The 21,314-nt window shown below is 72.8% G+C and carries 10 protein-coding genes; 7 read left to right on the forward strand and 3 right to left on the reverse strand.

The features are described 5' to 3' along the window. Window positions 1-174: 174 nt before the first annotated feature. Window positions 175-807, forward strand: coding sequence for a TetR/AcrR family transcriptional regulator (locus tag C2142_RS27320; RefSeq protein ID WP_148645399.1), 633 nt, complete (start codon window positions 175-177; stop codon window positions 805-807). A 520-nt stretch (window positions 808-1,327) separates the two neighbouring features. Next, window positions 1,328-2,365 (forward strand): endonuclease/exonuclease/phosphatase family protein, encoded by a 1,038-nt coding sequence (locus tag C2142_RS27325; protein WP_148645950.1) that lies wholly within the window; start codon window positions 1,328-1,330, stop codon window positions 2,363-2,365. Window positions 2,366-2,384: 19 nt separating this feature from the next. On the opposite strand, the gene C2142_RS27330 is transcribed toward C2142_RS27325, so the two are convergent. Then, window positions 2,385-4,139, reverse strand: coding sequence for an NAD+ synthase (locus tag C2142_RS27330; RefSeq protein ID WP_148645400.1), 1,755 nt, complete (start codon window positions 4,137-4,139; stop codon window positions 2,385-2,387). 151 nt (window positions 4,140-4,290) lie between these two features. On the opposite strand from C2142_RS27330, the gene C2142_RS27335 reads away from it, so the two are divergent. Continuing rightward, window positions 4,291-5,652 carry a glutamine synthetase family protein gene (locus C2142_RS27335; RefSeq protein WP_148645401.1) on the forward strand — a complete coding sequence of 454 codons (1,362 nt, stop codon included), beginning with the start codon at window positions 4,291-4,293 and terminating at the stop codon, window positions 5,650-5,652. Between the two features lie 248 nt (window positions 5,653-5,900). Then, window positions 5,901-7,031, forward strand: coding sequence for a hypothetical protein (locus C2142_RS27340; protein ID WP_148645402.1), 1,131 nt, complete (start codon window positions 5,901-5,903; stop codon window positions 7,029-7,031). Between the two features lie 197 nt (window positions 7,032-7,228). Here the strand turns inward: C2142_RS27340 and C2142_RS27345 are convergent, their stop codons facing one another. Next, entirely contained in the window at window positions 7,229-8,026 is a 798-nt protein-coding gene (locus C2142_RS27345; protein ID WP_148645403.1) for a class E sortase, read from the reverse strand. A 353-nt stretch (window positions 8,027-8,379) separates the two neighbouring features. On the opposite strand from C2142_RS27345, the gene C2142_RS27350 reads away from it, so the two are divergent. Then, on the forward strand, window positions 8,380-11,403 hold the full coding sequence (locus C2142_RS27350; RefSeq protein WP_148645404.1) for a bifunctional [glutamine synthetase] adenylyltransferase/[glutamine synthetase]-adenylyl-L-tyrosine phosphorylase: 3,024 nt from the start codon (window positions 8,380-8,382) through the stop codon (window positions 11,401-11,403). 95 nt (window positions 11,404-11,498) lie between these two features. On the opposite strand, the gene C2142_RS27355 is transcribed toward C2142_RS27350, so the two are convergent. Then, on the reverse strand, window positions 11,499-12,455 hold the full coding sequence (locus C2142_RS27355) for a phosphatase PAP2 family protein (RefSeq protein WP_148645405.1): 957 nt from the start codon (window positions 12,453-12,455) through the stop codon (window positions 11,499-11,501). A 320-nt stretch (window positions 12,456-12,775) separates the two neighbouring features. Between C2142_RS27355 and pulA the strand changes: the two genes are divergently transcribed. Then, window positions 12,776-18,277: a pullulanase-type alpha-1,6-glucosidase gene (gene pulA, locus C2142_RS27360; RefSeq protein ID WP_148645406.1), complete on the forward strand. Its 5,502-nt coding sequence runs from the start codon at window positions 12,776-12,778 to the stop codon at window positions 18,275-18,277. A gap of 557 nt (window positions 18,278-18,834) precedes the next feature. Next, window positions 18,835-21,168 carry a M4 family metallopeptidase gene (locus C2142_RS27365; protein WP_148645407.1) on the forward strand — a complete coding sequence of 778 codons (2,334 nt, stop codon included), beginning with the start codon at window positions 18,835-18,837 and terminating at the stop codon, window positions 21,166-21,168. The last annotated feature ends 146 nt before the right edge of the window (window positions 21,169-21,314 follow it).

Raw genomic sequence — 21,314 nt, forward strand, 5'->3', positions numbered from 1 at the left:
CAGGCTTCTGACCTGCGGCTGAGCTGAGCGACAATGGGGCCCTGCCCGTCCGGCCGAGGCCGGACGGGCAGGGCCGTCGTCCGTACCGGGGTACTCACCGGCCCGGGAGGGCGGACGACAATTGGAGTGGGAACGGCGCCTCGCGCCCGTGAGCATCCAGGGAGAAGAGCGGGGATGAAGACGGACACCACGGCCGTGCCGGACTGCACCGGTCCGCGTCGGGGCCGCCCGCGCAGCGAGGCGGCCGAGCAGGCCATCTTCGCCGCCGTCGAGGAACTCATGGCGGGCGGCACCAGCCTGCCCGAGCTGACCATCGAGGGAATCGCCACCGCGGCCGGCGTCGGCAAGGCCACCATCTACCGGCGCTGGTCCAACAAGGAGGCCCTGCTGATCGACATGGTCAGCCGGCTGGAGGCCCCCGTCCCCGAGGCCACCGGCGGGTCGGCCCGGGACGACCTGGTCGCGATGCTCGAGTACATGCGCATCCGCGGCCTCGCCAAGCGCTCCCGCTGGGTGCTCAAGGCCGCGCTCGGCCAGATGCACAGCTGGCCCGAGCTGCACGCCGCCTACCGCGAGCGCGTGATCATGCCGCGTCGGCGGATGGCGCGCGAGGTGATCCGCCGCGGCGTCGTCGAGGGCGAGCTCCGCGCCGACCTCGACGAGGAACTGCTCGCCGACCTGCTGCTCGGTCCGATCCTCGCCCGCAGCGTGCTCTGGGAGGACTCCGACCTGGAGGACCCGGAGCTGGCCACCCGGATGGTCGACGCGCTGCTCCAGGGTCTGGCAGGGCCGGCGGCCCGGGGCTGAGCCGCCCCGTTCCGGACTCCTTTGTTCCGGAACGAGCGCTTCCGGCCCCCGCGGCGCGGTTCCGGCGTGGCCTGGCTCACCAAACCGGGCCACGCCGGAACCCGCTCCACCGGCCCCGCGTCTGTCCCGGCATAGGCTGAGCCGGGAATCCGATCAAACCGGCACCAGTCCGGCACGTGCCCGCCCACCGGCGGCGCCGGGCACCGGACCGGCAGGCGGGACGAAGGACGGGAGCCACGGCATGGCGCAGGCGGACAGGGCGGAACGGACGGCGGCACCGGCGGCGGGGGGCAGCGGCCCGGCCACCGGCGGGGCCGACGCCCGCCCTGACGGCCCCGGCCGCCCGGCGGACCCGTCCGGCCCGTCCGGCCCGGTCGACCCGGTGGATCCGGTGGGCCGGGTGGAGTCGGCAGGCCTGGAACGCCCCGGCGGCCAGGAGGCCCCGGCAGGCCTCGGCGGCCCGGAAGGCGCTGCGAGCCCCGAGATCCCCGTCGGCCCCGAGATCTCCGCCGACCCGGAAATCCCCGCCGGCCCCGAGACCCCCGCCGGCCCGGAAGGCCCGGACGCCCCCGGGTCGTCCGGAGCGGGCTTCCTGGGCCTGCGCCGCTGGGGCCGGGACGGCCGGGGCAGCACCACCTGGCGTCGCGGCCTGGTCGTCGCCGCCCTCGCCCTGCTCACCGCGGCCCTGCTGGCCTTCCACTCCGAGGTGCCCAACAACATCGGCAACCTCGGCAGCCTGCTGGAGACCTTCCTGCCCTGGCTCGGCCTGGCCGTCCCGGCGCTGCTGGTCCCCGCCCTGCTGCGCCGCTCCGCGACCGCGCTGGTCGCGCTGCTGCTGCCGGTGCTGATCTGGTTCAACATGTTCGGCGGCCTGCTCAGCGACAAGAGCGGCGGCACCGGCGACTGGACGGTCGTCAGCCACAACGTGGCCGCCGCCAACACCGACCCGCAGAGCACGGTGAAGCTGCTGAAGGAGTCCGGGGCGCAGATCGTCGCCCTGCAGGAGCTGGCCGGCAAGCCGCTGCGCGGCTACGAGTCCGGCCTGGCCGACGCCTACCCGTACCACGTGGTGGAGGGCACCGTCGGCCTCTGGTCGAAGTACCCGGTCAGCGGGGTCTCGGTGGTGGACATCAAGATGGGCTGGACGCGGGCCTTCCGCGCCCAGGTCGCCACCCCGCAGGGGCCGGTCGCGGTGTACGTCGCGCACCTGCCGTCGGTCCGGCTGAAGGCCGAGGGCGGCTTCACCGTCAACCAGCGGGACGCCAGCGCGCAGGCCCTGGGCGACGCCATCGAGGCCGAGCCGCTGAAGAAGGTGCTGCTGCTCGGCGACCTCAACGGCACCATGAACGACCGCAGCCTCGCGCCGGTCACCTCGCAGATGCGCTCGGCCCAGGGCGCGGCCGGCGACGGCTTCGGCTTCAGCTGGCCGGCGTCCTTCCCGATGGCCCGGATCGACCAGATCATGAGCAAGGGCGGCCTGCGGCCCACCGACTCCCGCACGCTGGGCCGGGACGGCAGCGACCACCTTGCGGTGGCCGCCACCTACCGCTACCAGTAGCGGACGGCCCCGGCCGGGGTCAGCCCCGGCGCCACCGGTTGGTGATCGGGAGGCGGCGGTCCCGGCCGAAGCCCTTGACCGAGATCTTCGGGCCCGGCGGGTACTGCCGCCGCTTGTACTCGGCCGTGTCGACCAGACGCACGACCCGGTCCACCACCGCCGGGTCGAAGCCGGCCGCCACGATCGCGTCCCGGCCCTGGTCGCCCTCGACGTAGAGGTCGAGCACGGTGTCCAGCAGGTCGTAGTCGGGCAGCGAGTCGGTGTCCTTCTGGTCCGGCCGGAGCTCGGCGGACGGCGGCTTGCTGATGGTGTTCCCGGGGATCGGCGGCACCTCGCCGCGCCGCTCGGCCTCCTCGTTGCGCCAGCGGGCGAGGCGGAAGACGAGCGACTTGTAGACGTCCTTGATCGGCCCGAACGCGCCGACCGAGTCGCCGTACAGGGTGGAGTAGCCGACCGCCAGCTCGCTCTTGTTGCCGGGCGCGAGCACGATGTGCCCCTCCTGGTTGGAGATCGCCATCAGCAGCGTGCCGCGCAGCCGGGACTGCAGGTTCTCCTCGGCCAGGCCGGTCAGTTCGGTGGCCGCCAGGTAGGCGTCGAACATCGGGGCGATCGACACCGTCCGGAAGTGCAGCCCGGTGCGGCGGGCCAGCTCGGCGGCGTCGTCGCGGGAGTGCTGCGAGGAGTACCGGCTCGGCATCGAGACGCAGTACACGTTCTCGGCGCCGATCGCGTCCACGGCGATGGACGCCACCAGGGCCGAGTCGATGCCGCCGGAGAGGCCGATCAGGACCGAGCGGAAGCCGTTCTTGCGCACGTACGCCCGGGTGCCGGAGACCAGCGCGGCCCAGATCTCGGCCTCGTCCGAGACGCGGGGGGCCACCTCGGCGCGCACCGGCTCGGCGGGCGCCGGCAGCGGTTCGCCGCCCAGCTCGGTGCGGACCAGGCGCAGGCCGTCGCTGAGCAGCAGCCCGTCGGTGTGGTCGCTGCTCGCGGCCGGCAGCTCAAGGTCGAGGACGAGCAGGTGCTCCTCGAACTGCGGGGAGCGGCCCAGCACCCCGCCGTCCGCGCCGACCACGATCGAGTCGCCGTCGAAGACCAGCTCGTCCTGGGCGCCGACCATGTTGACGTACGCCAGCGGGCAGCCCGCCTCCGCGGCGCGGCGCTGCACCAGTTCCAGCCGGGCGTCGTCCTTGTTCCGTTCGTACGGCGAGCCGTTGATCACCAGCAGCAGGCCGGCCTCGGCCTCGCGGGCGGCGGTGACCCGGCCGCCGTCCTGCCAGATGTCCTCGCAGATCGCCAGCGCGATGTCCACCCCGTTCAGCCGCAGCACCGGAAGCTGGTCGCCGGGGACGAACCAGCGGTACTCGTCGAACACGCCGTAGTTGGGCAGGTGGTGCTTGGCGAACCGGGTGACGACCTCGCCCTGGTACAGCACGGCCGCGCAGTTCTGCGGGGAGCCGGCCGGGCGGCCGAACCGCGGCGAGGCCTGCTCGGAGCGGCCGAGGTAGCCGACCACCACCGGAAGCCCGCCCAACCCCTCGGCCGCCAGCCGGCCGGCCAGCTCGACCAGCGCGGACCGGGAGGCCTCGACGAACGAACGGCGCAGCGCGAGGTCCTCGACCGGGTACCCGGTCAGGGCCATCTCGGGGAACGCGACCAGCTGGGCGCCGGCCTCGGCGGCCCGCTTGGTCCAGTGCACCACCTCATCGCTGTTGCGTGCGATGTCACCGACCCACGGGTCGGTCTGGCTCAGGGCGAGACGGAGATTGGGCATGCTTCGGAGTGTAATCGTCTATCTGACGCAATGTCTCGGCCGGGGGCCGCCACTGCCCTCGGAGCCGGTGATCCGCCATGATGGGGGGAGTCGTTCTCGGGTGGTTTCCGGGCGTAACACGAACGTAAAGAGCAGAGGTGAGACTGTCCCCATGGGCAAGCAGCAGGAGTTCGTGCTTCGGACGCTCGAAGAGCGTGACATCCGTTTCGTCCGGCTGTGGTTCACCGACGTGCTCGGGTTCCTGAAGTCGGTCGCGGTGGCGCCGGCGGAGCTGGAGCAGGCCTTCGAGGAGGGCATCGGCTTCGACGGCTCGGCGATCGAGGGCTTCGCCCGGGTCTACGAGTCCGACATGATCGCCAAGCCGGACCCGACCACCTTCCAGATCCTGCCCTGGCGCTCGGAGACGCCCGGCACGGCCCGGATGTTCTGCGACATCCTGATGCCGGACGGATCGCCCTCCTTCGCCGACCCGCGGTTCGTGCTGAAGCGGACCCTGGAGAAGGCGTCCGACCTGGGCTTCACCTTCTACACCCACCCCGAGATCGAGTTCTTCCTGCTGAAGAACCTGCCCGGCGACGGCACCCCGCCGATCCCCGCCGACCATTCCGGCTACTTCGACCACACCCCGCGCGGGGTCGGCCACGACTTCCGCCGCCAGGCGATCACCATGCTGGAGTCGATGGGCATCTCGGTGGAGTTCTCCCACCACGAGGGCGCCCCCGGTCAGCAGGAGATCGACCTGCGCTACGCCGACGCGCTCTCCACCGCCGACAACATCATGACCTTCCGCCTGGTCATGAAGGAGGTCGCGCTGGAGCAGGGCGTGCACGCCAGCTTCATGCCGAAGCCGTTCTCCGACCACCCCGGTTCCGGCATGCACACCCACCTCTCGCTCTTCGAGGGCGACCGCAACGCCTTCCATGAGTCCGGCGCCGAGTACCAGCTCTCCAAGGTCGGCCGCTCCTTCATCGCCGGCCTGCTGAAGTACGCGGCCGAGACCGCGGCCGTCACCAACCAGTGGGTGAACTCCTACAAGCGGATCTGGGGCGGCTCCCAGCGCACCGCCGGCGCCGGCGGCGAGGCCCCCTCCTACATCTGCTGGGGCCACAACAACCGCTCCGCCCTGATCCGCGTGCCGATGTACAAGCCCGGCAAGCAGGGCTCCACCCGGATCGAGGTCCGCTCCCTCGACACCGGCTGCAACCCCTACCTCGCCTACGCCGTCACCCTCGCCGCCGGCCTCAAGGGCATCGAGGAGGGGCTCGAACTCCCCCCGGGCGCCGACGACGACGTCTGGGCGCTCACCGACTCCGAGCGCCGCGCCCTCGGTATCCAGCCGATGCCGCAGAACCTCGGCGAGGCCATCGACCTGATGCAGCGCAGCGAGCTGGTCGCCGAGACCCTCGGCGAGCACGTGTTCGACTTCTTCCTCCGCAACAAGCGCCAGGAGTGGGAGGAGTACCGCTCCGAGGTGACGCCGTTCGAGCTGCGGAAGAACCTCCAGGTGCTCTGACGTTTCGCCAACTGCAGTGCGGGCCTGCTCCGGTCGGAGCAGGCCCGCACTGTTTGCGCCGGGGGATTTGGCATCCCGGGGTGCCGTCGGCGGGTGCGGGTCGCGGGGTGGGGTGCACGGCTCGGCTGGCGTCCTCCGCGCACGCTAATTCCTTGGGCCAATGTGATTACTCTGCAGCGGTGCGAACCGTGACGGGTGACGGAGGGGCGTATTCAGAAGATCCGTTTCGCGGATCATCCTGGAGTGTCATGCGTATTCGAATCAGCACCCTGGTCCTGTCCGGGCTGGCCTCGGCCGCCCTCGTGTGGGGCGCCGGCTCCACGGCCTACGCGTCGCCCCTCGTCGACCACGGCGCAGCCACCGAAACGGCCGAGGCGCAGGGGGGATGGGTCGACAGCCTCCTGCGCCAGGCAGCGGAGGACAGCGGCTCCGCCGACGGCGCCTGGACCTTCACCGGCCGCAGCAGCCTCTACTCCGCGCCGGTGGTACGTCCGGCCCACCGGACCGAGGCCGACGCCACCGGGGTCGCCGCCACGGAGTCCGACGCCACCGAGGTCGAGGCCATCAAGGCCGACGGCTGGGCGCCCGACTTCGCGGAGCGGGTCGCCGCCGCGGTGCCCGGGAAGGGCGCGTCGGTGGAGCCGGGCGCGGCCAGTCCCGAACGCGGTCAGCCGGCGGCGCCCAAGCCCCAGGAGGGGCACGCTCAGCCGGCGGTCCAGCCGGCGGCGCCCAAGCCCCAGGAGGGGCACGCTCAGCCGGCGGTCCAGCCGGCGGCGCCCAAGCCCCAGGAGGGGCACCCGGCCGGTGGCGATGAGCACTGCGAGGAGGAGGGGAACGGCCACCCCGGTGGTCACGGTGGTCACGGTGGTCACGAGGACCATGGCGGTCACGAGGGGCACGGCGGCCAGGGTCAGGGTCAGAGCAACGAGCAGCACCAGGGTCAGGGCCAGGCGCAGGGTCAGGGCCAGGACCAGGACGTCAACGTCACCGTCGTGGTGAAGAACAACGTCATCAACCACCTCGACAACAGCGCGAACAACAGTGCCACCAGCAACGCGAACAACTGGGCGAAGAACAGCCAGAGCCAGAGCAACCACCAGGCCTCGCTGAACGTGAACAAGGCCAAGTTCGGGGCCAAGGAGCAGGCGCCGTCCAAGCCGGCCCACCCCGGCGGTCACGCGTACGGCCACCCCGGCGGTCACGGGTACGAGGGGAAGCCCCCGCAGCACGGTGGGGGCGAGCAGCACCAGTCCGGGTCCCACGGCCACGGGGAGCTGGCCGAGACGGGCAGCCAGGGGATGCCGGTCCTGGCCGGCCTCTCGGCCGCCTTCCTCGCCGCGGGCGCGGCGGCGATGCGGCTCGGCCGACGGCGGTCATGACCTGACGCGCCCCCCGGATAGCCGGGTGGCGTCGTACGGGCCGCCCCGCCCGGCCGTCCGGCGGGGGACGCCGTCCCGGCCGTTCGACGGCCGGGACGGCTGACCGGGACCGGGCGCAGCGCCGGGCTCCGGGGGCGGTGCGAGCTCCGGGCGGGTGAAGGGCGGCAGCCGGCCTGCGGTCGGCGGGCCGCCGTCCTTCACCCCGTCGAGGGATCCCGCTCCCGCAGCTCGGGCGGCGGCGTACGGTCCGGGTCCACCGGCTGCTCCCGGACCAGGCTGCCCCAGACGGCCATCCGGTACAGCGACGTGTAGACCGGGGTGCAGGTCGTCAGGGTGATGTAGCGGCCCGGCCCGGTGTACGGGGAGCCGGCGGGCACCGGGGCGATGACACCGGTGTCGTACCTGGAGGTCTGGGGCAGCGCCGCGTCGACGCGGTAGACGTACCAGCGGTCGCGGGTCTCCACGACCAGCGGGTCGCCCGGCTTCAGCTTGTCCAGGTCGTGGAACTTCGCGCCGTGGCCGTCGCGGTGGGCGGCGAGGGCGAAGTTCCCCTGCGGCTCCCAGGGCATGGCCGAGCCGTACGGCCGCGTGTAGGCCCCGGCGACCCCCTCCGCGAGGGTGTCCTCGTCGGTGCCGGTCCTGATCAGTACCTGGTAGCCGGCGCCCATCGCGGGCACGTGCAGGAAGCCGATCCCGCCGTCTGCCTCGTACGGGGGCGGGGCGGGGGCGTCCGTGCTGCCGGCCGGCGGCGCGGGGGTGCCCGGGGCGCCGGCCGGCGGGGTCGCCTGGGCCTCCGCCGACCAGCGCCGACGCAGGTCGTCGGCGGCCACGTCCGCGTGCCGCGAGGCCGTGAGGTCCGTCCACCACAGCGAGTAGACGACCAGCAGGGCGAGCAGCACGCCGGTGGTGAACAGCAGGTCGCCGATCACGCCGGCCGCGGCCCGGAGGGGGCGTCGGCGAGGGGCGGGCGCCTCGGCCGGTCGCTCGGTCGCCATGGCTCGTCCTTCGATCGGGAGCGGGGGGGGGAGGTCGCCGGGCCGGTCCGAAGCGGTGTCCGTCACCGCCGGCCGGCGCGCCAGTGGCGTACCGGCCGGCGGGCGGGAGCACCTGACCGCGGGCAGGGACCGGAGCGGGGCGGCACCGGGGGTCGCCCGCGTCGAGGGCGTCCGGGCCGGTCACAGGCGTACTTCACCGCGTCCTCGAACGGCCGGGCAAGCCGACACGCCACGTCGTCGGCCGGGGCCCCTTCGGCCGGGCAGGCCGGCGGCCGGGCGGGGCCGGTCCGTGGTCAAGCCCGGCGCGGCACCGTGGGGGCGCGTAACCTGCTGAGCGGACGGATGGAGGGGCCATGGCGGTGGAGGAACAGCGGGCCGGGAGCCGGGTGAGCCGGCCGGAGATCCGGCTGGTCCGGCGCGGGTTCACCGATCCGGCGCAGGCCGTCCGGCTGCTGGCCGGGCCGGGCCTGGAGGGACTGGCCGACGACCCGGTGCTGCTGGACGCCCTGGGGGCCACCGCCGACCCCGACCTCGCCCTGCTCGGCCTGGGCCGCCTGCTGGAGGCCGCCGACGAGCCGGACCGGCACACCCTGCGCGACACCCTGACCACCTCGAAGCCGCTGCGCGACCGGCTGCTCGGCGTGCTCGGCGCGTCCACCGCGCTCGCCGACCACCTGGCCCGGCACCCGCACGACTGGCACGCCCTGGTCACCTTCGAGCTGCGCGACATGCACCCCGGCCCGGACGACTTCCTGCGCGCGCTCCACCAGGGCGTGTGGGAGAGCGGGGCCGGCAACCGGGCGGACGCGCTGCGCGTCGCCTACCGCCGCTGCCTGCTCGCCATCGCCGCCCGCGACCTCACCGGCACCACCGACCTCGCGCAGACCGCCGCCGAACTCGCCGACCTGGCCGGCGCGACCCTGCAGACCGCCCTGGACATCGCCGCGGAACAGGACGAGGCGGCCGCCCGGGCCTGCCGCCTCGCCGTCATCGGCATGGGCAAGTGCGGCGGGCGCGAGCTGAACTACGTCTCCGACGTGGACGTGATCTTCGTCGCCGAGCCGCAGGAGGGCGTCGACGAGCACGAGGCCCTCAAGGCCGCCACCCGGCTCGCCGCCGCGCTCACCCGGCTCTGCGCCGACACCACCGGCGAGGGCACCATCTGGCCGGTGGACGCCAACCTGCGCCCGGAGGGCCGCAACGGCCCGCTGGTCCGCACCCTGGCCAGCCACCAGGCGTACTACCAGCGGTGGGCCAAGACCTGGGAGTTCCAGGCCCTGCTCAAGGCCCGCCCGGTGGCCGGGGACGCCGAGCTGGGCGCCGCCTACCTGGCCGCGCTGGAGCCGATGGTCTGGCAGGCCGCGGCCCGGGAGAACTTCGTCGCCGACGTCCAGCAGATGCGCCGCCGGGTGGTCGACTCCATCCCGCCCACCGAACTGGACCGCCAGCTCAAGCTCGGCCCGGGCGGGCTGCGCGACGTCGAGTTCTCCGTCCAGCTGCTCCAGCTCGTGCACGGCCGCACCGACCCGGCGCTGCGCAGCGGCAACACCCTGGAGGCGCTCGCCGCGCTCTCCCGGGGCGGCTACGTCGGCAGGGCCGACGCCGCCTCGCTCGACGCGGCCTACCGCTTCCTGCGCTCGTTGGAGCACCGCATCCAGCTCCACCGGCTGCGCCGCACCCACCTGATGCCCACGCGCGCGGAGGACCTGCGCCGGCTGGCCCGTTCGCTCGCCCCGCTGATCAACGACGACACCCGGGCCGACCCGGTCGCCGCCCTGCAGCGTGAGTGGAAGCGGCACGCCGTGGAGGTCCGCCGGCTGCACGAGAAGCTGTTCTACCGGCCGCTGCTGGACGCCGTCGCCGAACTGCCGCCCGGTGCGGCCGGCCTCACCGCGGACGCCGCCCGCGCCCGGCTGGAGGCGCTCGGCTACGCCGACCCGGCCGCCGCGCTGCGCCACCTCACCGCGCTGGCCTCCGGCGTCAGCCGCAAGGCGGCCATCCAGCGCACCCTGCTCCCGGTGCTGCTCGGCTGGTTCGCCGACTCCGCGGACCCGGACGCCGGGCTGCTCAACTTCCGGCAGGTCTCCGACGCGCTCGGCCGCACCCCCTGGTACCTGCGGTTGCTGCGCGACGAGAGCGCCGCGGCCGAGCAGCTCGCCCGCGTGCTCTCGGCCGGGCGGCTCGCCCCCGACCTGCTGCTGCGGGCCCCCGAGGCGGTGGCCATGCTGGGCGACCCGCACGGCATGGTGCCGCGCGGCCGGGCCGCGCTGGAGCAGGAGATACTGGCCGCCGTCGGCCGGGCCGACAGCGCCGGGGCGGCGGTCGCCGCCGCCCGCTCGGTGCGCCGCCGCGAGCTGTTCCGCACCGCCGCCGCCGACGTGCTCGGCCGGTTCGGCGACGACCCCGCCGAGGCGCTGGACACCGCCGGGGAGGCGCTCACCGCCCTGAACGCCGCCACCCTGCAGGGCGCGCTGCGGGCCTGCATCGCCGGCTGGGAGGCCCGCAACGGCGGTCTGCCGACCCGGATCGCGGTGATCGCGATGGGCCGGTTCGGCGGGCACGAGCTCGGATACGGCTCCGACGCGGACGTGCTCTTCGTCCACGAGCCGCTGCTCGGTTCGCTGGAGCACGACGCGGCGAAGGCCGCCCAGGCGGTCTGTCACGAGCTGCGCTCGCTGCTGGCCGCGCCGTCCACCGAGCCGCCGCTGGAGGTCGACGCGGACCTGCGCCCGGAGGGCCGGAACGGGCCGCTGGTGCGCACCCTGGCCTCGTACACGGCGTACTACCGGCGCTGGTCGCACGCGTGGGAGAGCCAGGCGCTGCTGCGCGCCGAGCCGGTGGCCGGGGACGCCGACCTGGGCGCGCGGTTCCGGCAGCTGATCGACCCGCTGCGCTACCCGGGCACCGGGGTGCCGGAGCGGGACGTGGTGGAGATCCGGCGGATCAAGGCCCGGATCGAGGCCGAGCGGCTGCCGCGCGGGGCCGATCCGACCACCCACACCAAGATCGGCCGGGGCGGGCTGGCGGACGTCGAGTGGACCGTCCAGCTGCTCCAGCTCCAGCACGGGCACGAGCTGCCGGGCCTGCGGACGACCCGGACCAGGGCGGCGCTGGCCGCGGCCGTCGAGGGCGGGCTGGTCGGGGCGGAGGACGCGGCGGTGCTGGACGCCGCCTGGGTGCTGGCCTCGCGGGTGCGCTCCGCGGTGATGCTGGTGCGCGGGAGGCCGGGGGACAGCTTCCCCGGGGACGCCCGGGAGCTGGCCGGGGTGGCGCGCTACCTCGGCTACGGCGCCGGGCACAGCGGCGAGCTGGTGGACGACTACCGGCGCACCACCCGGCGGGCCCGGGCGGTGGTGGAGCGGCTGTTCTACGGGTGAGGCGGGCCTGCGGGTAGGGCGAGCTACGGGTGGGGCGAGCCCGCGGGAGGCACGCGAAAGGGGCCCCGGCCGGGGCCCCTCTCTCGTTCACGCGCTCAGCGGCGGGCGGTGCTCACCGCCGGTTCGCTCCACTGCTCGGGGACGGTGACCGGCTCCTCCGCCGCCTCCCGGGCGGGCACCCGGGGCAGCCTGTAGACCCAGTCGTGGTAGAGCCAGCGGGCGGTGAGGAAGCCCACCAGGAGGCAGAGCTCGCCGCCGACGGCGTCCATCCAGAAGTGGTTGGCGGTGGAGACGATCACGATCAGGGTGGCCGCCGGGTAGAGCAGGCCGAGCACCCGGACCCAGGTGCGGCGGGCCAGGAAGAAGAGGGTCAGACCGCACCACATCGACCAGCCGATGTGCATCGAGGGCATCGCCGCGAACTGGTTGGAGACGTGCGTGGCCGGTCCGGAGGCCATCGAGCCCCAGGTGCCGTGCGTCTTCACGGTGTCGATGAAGCCGCCGTCGGTCATCAGCCGGGGCGGTGCCAGCGGGAAGGAGTAGAAGCCGACCAGTGCGATGGCGGTGGTGACGAAGAGCACCGTGCGCACCGCGACGTAGCGGCCCGGGTGCCGGCGGTAGAGCCAGACCAGCACGCCGATGGTCACGATGAAGTGCAGCGTCGCGTAGTAGTAGTTCATCCCGGTGATGAGCCACCCGATGCCGTCGATCCCGTGGTTGATCGAGCGCTCGACGGCGATCCCGAGGGACTTCTCGAGGTCCCAGATCCACGACGCGTGCTTCTGGGCTATCGACTCCTGTTCGGGCACGGCGTTGCGCACGAGGGAGTACAGCCAGTAGCTGATCCCGATGAGGGCCAGCTCGAACCAGATCCGCGGCCGGGCCGGGGAGCGGCGCTGGTCACGGATGCGGCTGCGGAGCGCCGCCGAGCGCGACTGGGCCGCACGGGTGGCTCCCTCGGGCATCCGGCCGGGCACGGCGGGGGCCGCTACGGAACCACCGTCGCGCGCCGCGTCGGCGCCGGGCTGCTGGATCTCAGTAGGTTCCCCCATGACCGAGAAGTCTGCCAGACGTCCTGTAGCCGTCTGATCATCCTGTGGAAGTGGATTCTTCATCGGCTGTCCCCCTTGAGGGCTAGGGGGTTTCTCCCACCGGGGTAGGGGGTGAGGCTGGATCTGGTGCGAACCGGTGGAACGGGCATACGTCCCATTGTCACGCCGGGTGGACGGGCCGGCGCAATCGGGGGTCGGGGCAGCGGTACGACGGGCGGATTTTCCCCGGAGGAAACGGTTTCTGCATCTTGCTGAAACATATTGCAGGCCGCTAGCGTCCTGGCAACTCGATCACCCCTTTCCCCCGCAGGGAGCCCTCAGTGGCCGATGTCCCGCCCCGCCGCCGGCGGAGCACCACCCGCAGACCCGGCCGCACGGCCGTGCTGCTCGCCGCCTCGCTGACCGCCGCCACCCTCGGCGCCGCCCCGGCCGTGTTCGCCGCCGCCCCGCCCGCCCCGCCGTCGGACGCCGCGCTCGCCGCCACCGCCGGGCGCCACGACCTCACCCGTGAGCAGTTCTACTTCGTCCTGCCCGACCGGTTCGCCAACGGCGACCACGCCAACGACACCGGCGGCATCACCGGGAGCCGGCTGGAGAACGGCCTCGACCCGGCCGACAAGGGCTTCTACCACGGTGGCGACCTGGCCGGCCTGATCCAGCGGCTCGACTACATCCAGGACCTCGGCACCACCGCCATCTGGATGGCGCCGATCTTCAAGAACAAGCCCGTCCAGGGCACCGGCGACAACGCGAGCGCCGGCTACCACGGCTACTGGATCACCGACTTCACCCAGGTCGACCCGCACTTCGGCACCAACGACCAGCTCAAGGAGCTGATAGCCAAGGCGCACCAGCGGGGCATCAAGGTCTTCTTCGACGTCATCACCAACCACACCGCCGACGTCATCGACTACCAGCAGCAGCAGTACGGCTACCGCTCCACCGGCGCCTACCCGGTGCTGGACGCCGACGGCCGCCCGGTCGACGAGACCGCCGTCGCCGACGCGGGCGCCGCCTGGCCGAAGCTGACCAAGGACTCGTTCCCCTACAGTCCGGTCTTCCGCAACCCGGCCGACGCCGACGCCAAGACCCCGGCCTGGCTCAACGACCCCTCGCTCTACCACAACCGGGGCGACTCGACCTTCGTCGGCGAGTCCGCCACCGAGGGCGACTTCTCCGGCCTGGACGACCTCGACACCCAGAACCCCCGGGTGGAGAAGGGCTTCGAGAAGGTCTACCAGCAGTGGGTGAAGGACGCCGGCGTGGACGGCTTCCGGATCGACACCGTCAAGCACGTCAACATGGCCTTCTGGCAGCAGTGGGCGCCCGCGCTCAAGGACTTCGCGGCCAGGCAGGGCAACAAGCGCTTCTTCATGTTCGGCGAGGTCTACTCCGGCGACCCGGCGGTCACCTCGCCGTACGTCACCAAGGGCAGGCTCCAGGCCACGCTCGACTTCCCGTTCCAGAACGCCGCCCGCTCCTACGTCTCGCAGGGCGGCTCGGCGAGGAACCTCGCCGACGTGTATGGCCAGGACTACCGCTACACCACCGCCGACACCGACGCCTACGAGCTGCCGACCTTCCTCGGCAACCACGACATGGGCCGCTTCGGCTCCTTCCTGCTGAGCGACAACCAGGGCGCCGACGAGGCCACCCTGCTCAGGAAGGACCGGCTCGGCAACGAGCTGCAGTTCCTCACCCGCGGCCAGCCCGTCGTCTACTACGGCGACGAGCAGGGCTTCACCGGCGCGGGCGGCGACAAGGACGCCCGGCAGGACCTCTTCGCCTCGCAGACCTCCTCCTACAACACCGACCGGGTCCTCGGCGGCGCCGCCGGCCCCGCCGACCGCTACGGACAGGGCGGCGAGCTCTACCAGGGCATCGCCGGCCTGGCCAAGCTGCGCCGCGACCACCCGGCGCTCGCCGACGGCGCCCAGATCGAGCGGTACGCCGCCGACGGCGCGGGCGTGTACGCCTTCTCCCGGATCGACGCCGGGCAGCAGGTCGAGTACCTGGTCGCGGTCAACAACGCGACCGAGGCGAAGACCGTCACCCTGGACACCTTCTCGGCGGGCCAGGGCTTCGACCGGATCTACCCGGCGGCGGGGGAGCGGCTGACCAGCGGCGCGGACCGCAAGGTCGCCGTCACCGTGCCGGCGCTGTCGTCCGTCGTCCTCAAGGCGGCCGGCCGGCTCGCCCCGGTCGCGGCCGCACCGGCGATCGGCCTGGAGACGCCGGCCGACGGCTCCACCGGCACCGTCACGGTCGGCGCGAGGCTCGACGGCGGCGGCTTCAACCGGGTCACCTTCGCCGCCCAGATCGGCGACGCGCCCTGGCGGACCCTCGGCACCGCCGACAACGGCTCGTTCAGGGTCACCCAGGACCTGTCCGCCGTCGCCCCCGGCACGGTCGTCCGGTACAAGGCCGTGGTCCAGGACTCCAGCGGCCACCTGCGCTCCGCCACCGGCAGCTTCACCACCGGCGCCCCCGCGCCCAAGCCGGCGCCCAGCGCCACCGCCCGCCCGTACGCCGTCGTGCACTACCAGCGCAAGAACGGCGACTACGACGGCTGGAACCTCTACGCCTGGGGCGATCTCGCGGACGGCGAGAGCACCCCGTGGCCGGCCGGGCACGGCTTCACCGGCCGGGACGCGTACGGTGCCTTCGCCTACGTCAGGCTGAAGCCCGGCGCCTCGGACGTCGGCTTCATCGTCGAGAAGGACGGCGTCAAGGACGTGGACGCCGACCGCCACCTCGACGTCGGCGCGGGCGGCGAGATCTGGCTCAAGGAGGGGGACCCGGCCGTCCGGACGGCCAACCCCGGGCCGGCGAACACCCAGCCCGCCAACACCGCGGTGATCCACTACAACCGGGCCGACGGCGACTACGACGGCTGGGGGCTGCACGACTGGACCGGCGCCGCCAACCCCACCGACTGGGGCAACCCGCTGCAGCCGGTGCGCCGCGACGCCTTCGGCGCCGTCTTCGAGGTGCCGCTCGCCCCCGGGGCGACCAGCCTCAGCTACATCCTCCACAAGGGCAACGACAAGGACCTGCCGGGCGACCAGTCGCTGGACTTCGCCGTCAACGGCCACGAGGTCTGGATCCTCGGCGGCCGCGAGGGCTACCTGCTGCCGCAGAGCGGCGCCGCCTCCTCGCAGGTGGACCTCGGCTCGGCCAAGGCCCAGTGGATCGACGCCCGGACGGTGGTCGTCCCCGCCAACTACGGCGCCGCCGACGCGGCCCTGGCGGGCGGGACCAGCGCCCAGCTGGTGTACGACCCCGAGGGCGGCATCGCGGCCGACAAGGGCGTGCTGGGCAAGCCCGGCCAGTGGATCCGGCTGACGCCCGCCCCCGGCGGCCTGACCGACGCGCAGAAGGCCAAGTACCCGCACCTGGCGGGCTACCGCGCCTTCACGGTGGACCAGCGGGACACCGGCCGGGTCGCCCAGGCCCTCCGGAGCCAGCTGCTCTTCACCGAGCACCTGCCCAGCGGCGCGGCCCTGGCCGCCACCGGCGTGCAGACCCCGGGCGTGCTGGACGACCTGTACGCGCGCCGCACCGGCCGGGTGGACTTCGGCCCGGCGTACTACAACGGCAAGGTGGCGCTCTCGGTCTGGGCCCCGACCGCGCAGGAGGTCTCCGTCCAGCTCTTCGACGGCCCGGCCGGCGGCACCCCGAAGACCGTGCCGCTGAAGCTGGACGAGGAGACCGGTGTCTGGGAACTCGTCCGTGACAAGGCCGAGCTGGACGGGAAGTACTACCTGTTCCAGGTGAAGGTCTGGGCGCCGTCCGTGCAGCGGGTGGTGGTCAACACCGTCACCGACCCGTACTCGGTCGCCCTCTCCACCGACTCGAAGCGGAGCCTGGTCGCCGACCTCGCCGCCAAGGAGCTCAAGCCGCAGGGCTGGGACGACCACGCCGTCCCGAAGGCCGTCCCGCCCGCGCAGCAGCAGATCCAGGAGCTGCACGTCCGGGACTTCTCGGTCGAGGACACCACCGTGCCGGCCGCCGAGCGCGGCACCTACCTGGCCTTCACCGAGTCGCAGTCGGCCGGCATGCGGCACCTGCGCGAGCTGGCCGCGGCGGGCGTGACCACCGTCCACCTGCTGCCGACCTTCGACATCGCCACCATCCGGGAGAACCGGGCCGAGCAGAAGCTGCCCGCCTGCGACCTGAAGTCGCTCGCCGCGGACGGCGACAAGCAGCAGGAGTGCGTGGCGGCCGTCGCCGCCGAGGACGCCTACAACTGGGGCTACGACCCGCTGCACTACAACGTGCCGGAGGGCTCCTACGCCACTGATCCCAACGGCACCGCCCGCACCGTGCAGTTCCGGCGGATGGTGCAGGCGATCCACGCGGCCGGACTGCGCGTGGTGCTGGACGTGGTCTACAACCACACCGCGGCCAGCGGCCAGGCGGAGCACTCGGTGCTGGACCGGGTGGTGCCCGGCTACTACCAGCGGCTCGATGCCAACGGCAAGGTGACGACCGACAGTTGCTGCTCGGACACCGCGCCCGAGCACGCCATGATGAACCGCCTGGTGGTGGACTCGGTGACCACCTGGGCCCGCGAGTACAAGGTGGACGGCTTCCGCTTCGACCTGATGGGCCTGGACCCGAAGTCCACCATGCTGGACGTGCAGGCCGCGCTGCGGAAGATGACCCCGGACTCGGACGGCGTCGACGGGAAGAACGTCCTCCTCTACGGCGAGGGCTGGAACTTCGGCGTCGTCGCGAACAACGCCCGCTTCGAACAGGCCACCCAGCTCAACATGGCCGGCACCGGCATCGCGACCTTCGACGACCGGATCCGGGACGCGGCGCGCGGCGGCAACTTCCAGCTCTCCTCGGCCCCGCAGCAGGGCTTCGCCTCGGGCCTGTTCACCGACCCGAACGGCTCGCCCGCCAACGGGACCCCGCAGGAGCAGAAGGCCCGGCTGCTCAAGCAGATGGACCAGCTGAAGGTGTCGCTCACCGGCAACCTGGCCGGATACCGCTTCACCGACAGCTCGGGCAGGTCCGTCACCGGCGCGGGCGTCGACTACAACGGCGCCCCGACCGGCTACGCGGCCAAACCCGGCGAGGCCGTCGAGTACGTGGACGCGCACGACAACACCGGCCTGTTCGACGCGCTGGCGTACAAGTTGCCGGCCGGCACCGAACCCGCCGACCGGGCCCGCATGCAGGCGCTGGCGCTCTCGCTGACCGCGCTGACCCAGGGCCCGGGCTTCGCCCAGGCCGGCAGCGACCTGCTGCGCTCCAAGTCGCTGGACGCCAACTCCTACGACTCCGGTGACTGGTTCAACGCCATCCACTGGGACCCGGCCGAGGGCAACGGCTGGGGCCGGGGCCTGCCCCCGGCGGCCGACAACAAGGAGATGTGGCCGGCCGCCAAGTCCCTGCTGGCCAACCCGAAGCTGACCGTGGGCGCCGCGGACATCCGGGCGGCCGGGGCCCAGTACCAGCAGTTCCTGCAGATCAAGCAGGGTTCGCCGCTGTTCTCGCTGCCCACCCTGGCCGCCGTGCAGCAGCGGCTCTCCTACCCGCTCTCCGGCACGGCCGGCGAGACGCCCGGGGTGATCACGATGCACCTGGACGGCACCGGGCTGGCCGGCGCGGAGAAGGGCGTCACCGTGGTGTTCAACGCCACGCCCGGCGCGCAGAGCCAGAGCGTGGCTGCGCTGAAGGGGACGGCCCAGGCGCTGCACCCGGTGCAGGCGGGCGGCGTGGACCAGGTGGTCCGGCAGTCCGGCTTCGACGCCGCGACCGGCACGTTCACCGTGCCCGGCCGTACCGTGGCGGTGTTCGTCCAGCACTGACGGACCGCCCCGACCGGGCCCCGTGCCGCCTCCGGGCGGTGCGGGGCCCGGTGCGTTCCGGACCGGGCCGGGCCGGGGTGGCCGAAAACCGACCCTGGCACGGCCGGAATGGTGACGTGCCGCGTGTGTGCGGCGCTGCCGTCCACCATGCGGACGTCCGAGGTGCCCTGAGTGCTGGTCAGTGGCCGCCAGGGGTGATCGAACGGTCCCGTGACAATGAAAACCGTCTTCGGGAGTTTGTGCGCCTGTAACACGGATGCCGGTCTGACGGATGAACGGGTCCGGTAGCTAATCGGCCATTCCGTGGCATGCATCTGTCATTAACGGCTCGTTTGCTGCCACGATTCCTCCGGCTGCAGACGAGGGGGCCCCACCCCCCGGTGTGGCTGTCCCACGGTCAGGAACAGCGCTCCCCCTGCCAAGTACTTGCTCCGCAACTGCTCCGCAACCGCACCCGCGCCGCGAACCCGGCGGCGGGGGCCCCCACTGTGCCGCAACCCTGCGGCCAGGTTCTCTCCACCGGTCGCGAACCCGCGCCGGTCGGAAAAGGAGTCCGCATGTCCCGTTACACCCAGGCCCGGAAGGCAGCCGTTGTCATGGCTGCCTCCACCGCGCTGCTCGTGACCGGCATCCCGGTCATCGCGCAGGCGGCGACCCCGGACGCTCCGGCGGCCGTCGCCGCCGCGCAGGCGAGCCGCGCCCAGCTGATCGCCTCCGCGAACCAGCAGACCACCACCCTCGCCCAGAGCCTGGGCCTGGGCAACGAGGAGAAGCTGGTCACCAAGGACGTCGTCCAGGACGCCAACGGTGCCCGCCACCTGCGCTACGAGCGCACCCTCAACGGCCTGCCGGTGCTCGGCGGCGACCTGGTGGTGCACCAGGCCCCGGGTGGCACGACCACCGGTGTGGACCGCGCGAGCACCGCCGCGCTGACCGGCGTGAGCACCACGCCGAAGCTGGCCGCGCCGGCCGCGCAGTCCGCCGCGCTCGCCGCGCAGGCGGGCACCTCGCTGGACACCGCGCCCCGCCTGGTGGTGTGGGCCGCCGACAACAGCCCGCGGCTCGCCTGGGAGACCGTCGTCTCCTCCACCGAGTCCGACGGCACCCCGAGCAAGCTGCACGTGATCACGGACGCGACCTCCGGCCAGGTCATCCACAAGTTCGAGGGCATCCAGACCGGCACCGGCAAGGGCGTCTTCGTCGGCAACGTCACCATCGGCACCACGCAGTCGGGTTCGGCCTTCCAGATGAAGGACGGCACCCGCGGTGGGATGTACACCACCAACCTGAACCACGGGACCTCGGGCACCGGCACCCTGTACAGCAAGTCCAGCGACAGCTGGGGCGACGGCACCGTCGCCAACAGCGAGTCCGCCGCGGTCGACGCCCACTTCGGCGTCGCGGCCACCTGGGACTTCTACAAGAACACCTTCGGCCGCAACGGCATCAAGAACGACGGTGTCGGCGCCTACAGCCGCGTCCACTACGGCAACAACTACGTGAACGCGTTCTGGGACGACAGCTGCTTCTGCATGACCTACGGTGACGGTGACTCCAACACCCACCCGCTGACCGAGCTCGACGTCGCGGGCCACGAGATGAGCCACGGCGTCACCGCCGCCACGGCCAACCTCGACTACTCGGGCGAGTCCGGCGGCCTCAACGAGGCCACCTCGGACATCTTCGGCACCATGGTCGAGTTCTACGCCAACATCCCGACCGACAACCCCGACTACCTCATCGGCGAGTTGATCGACATCAACGGGAACGGCACCCCGCTGCGCTACATGGACAAGCCGTCCAAGGACGGCGGCTCCGCCGACTACTGGTCCTCCACCGTCGGCAACAAGGACGTCCACTACTCGTCCGGCGTCGGCAACCACTTCTTCTACCTGCTGGCCGAGGGCAGCGGCGCGAAGGTGATCAACGGCGTCAGCTACAACTCGCCGACCCAGGGCAACATCACCGTCAACGGCATCGGCCGGGACAAGGCCGCGGCGGTCTGGTACCGCGCGCTGACCACCTACATGACCTCCACCACCAACTACGCCGCGGCGCGCACCGCGACGGAGAAGGCGGCCACCGACCTGTACGGCGCCGGCAGCGCCGAGCTCAACGCGGTCAGCACCGCCTGGGCGGGCGTCAACGTCGGCACCGCGCCGAACCCGGGCGGCGTCACCGTCACCAGCCCGGGCAACCAGAGCACCGCTCTGAACGGCTCGGTCAACCTGCAGATCGCCGCCACCGGCGGCACCGCGCCGCTGACCTTCTCGGCCACCGGCCTGCCGACCGGCCTGTCGATCAGCTCGACCGGCAAGATCACCGGCACCGCGACCGCCGCCGGCACGTACAACGTGACCGTCACCGCGAAGGACGCCGCCAACAAGACCGGTTCCACCAGCTTCACCTGGACCGTCTCCGGCGGCGGTGGCGGCACCTGCACCCCGGCGCAGCTGCTCGGCAACGCGGGCTTCGAGACCGGCTCCGCCGCCCCGTGGACCGCCTCCAGCGGCGTGGTCGACAACAGCGCCTCGCAGGCCGCCCACGGCGGTTCCTGGAAGGCCTGGATGAACGGCTACGGCTCCACCCACTCGGACAACCTGTCCCAGACGGTGACCATCCCGGCCGGCTGCAAGGCGTCGCTGAGCTTCTACCTGCACATCGACACCGCCGAGTCCGGCTCCACCCAGTACGACAAGCTGACCGTCACGGTCAACGGCACCGCGCTGAAGACCTACTCCAACGTGGACGCGGCCGCCGGCTACCAGCTGCGCACCTTCGACCTCTCGTCCTACGCGGGCCAGACGGTCACCCTGAAGTTCGCCGGCACCGAGGACTCCTCGCTGCAGACCAGCTTCGTCATCGACGACACCTCGATCGCCACCAGCTGAACCCCGGCCGGTGAGACCGGCTGAAACCAGGTGAGACAGGGAGCGGGGCCCGGCAGCGACGGCTGCCGGGCCCCGCGTCGTCCGCCCGCCCGTGAGCTTCCGGAAACCGCCCGGCAACCGCGGGGCAACCGCCGGGCAATACGAAA

It is taken from the genome of Streptomyces sp. CB01881 (assembly GCF_002953255.1).
Lineage (GTDB): Bacteria > Actinomycetota > Actinomycetes > Streptomycetales > Streptomycetaceae > Kitasatospora.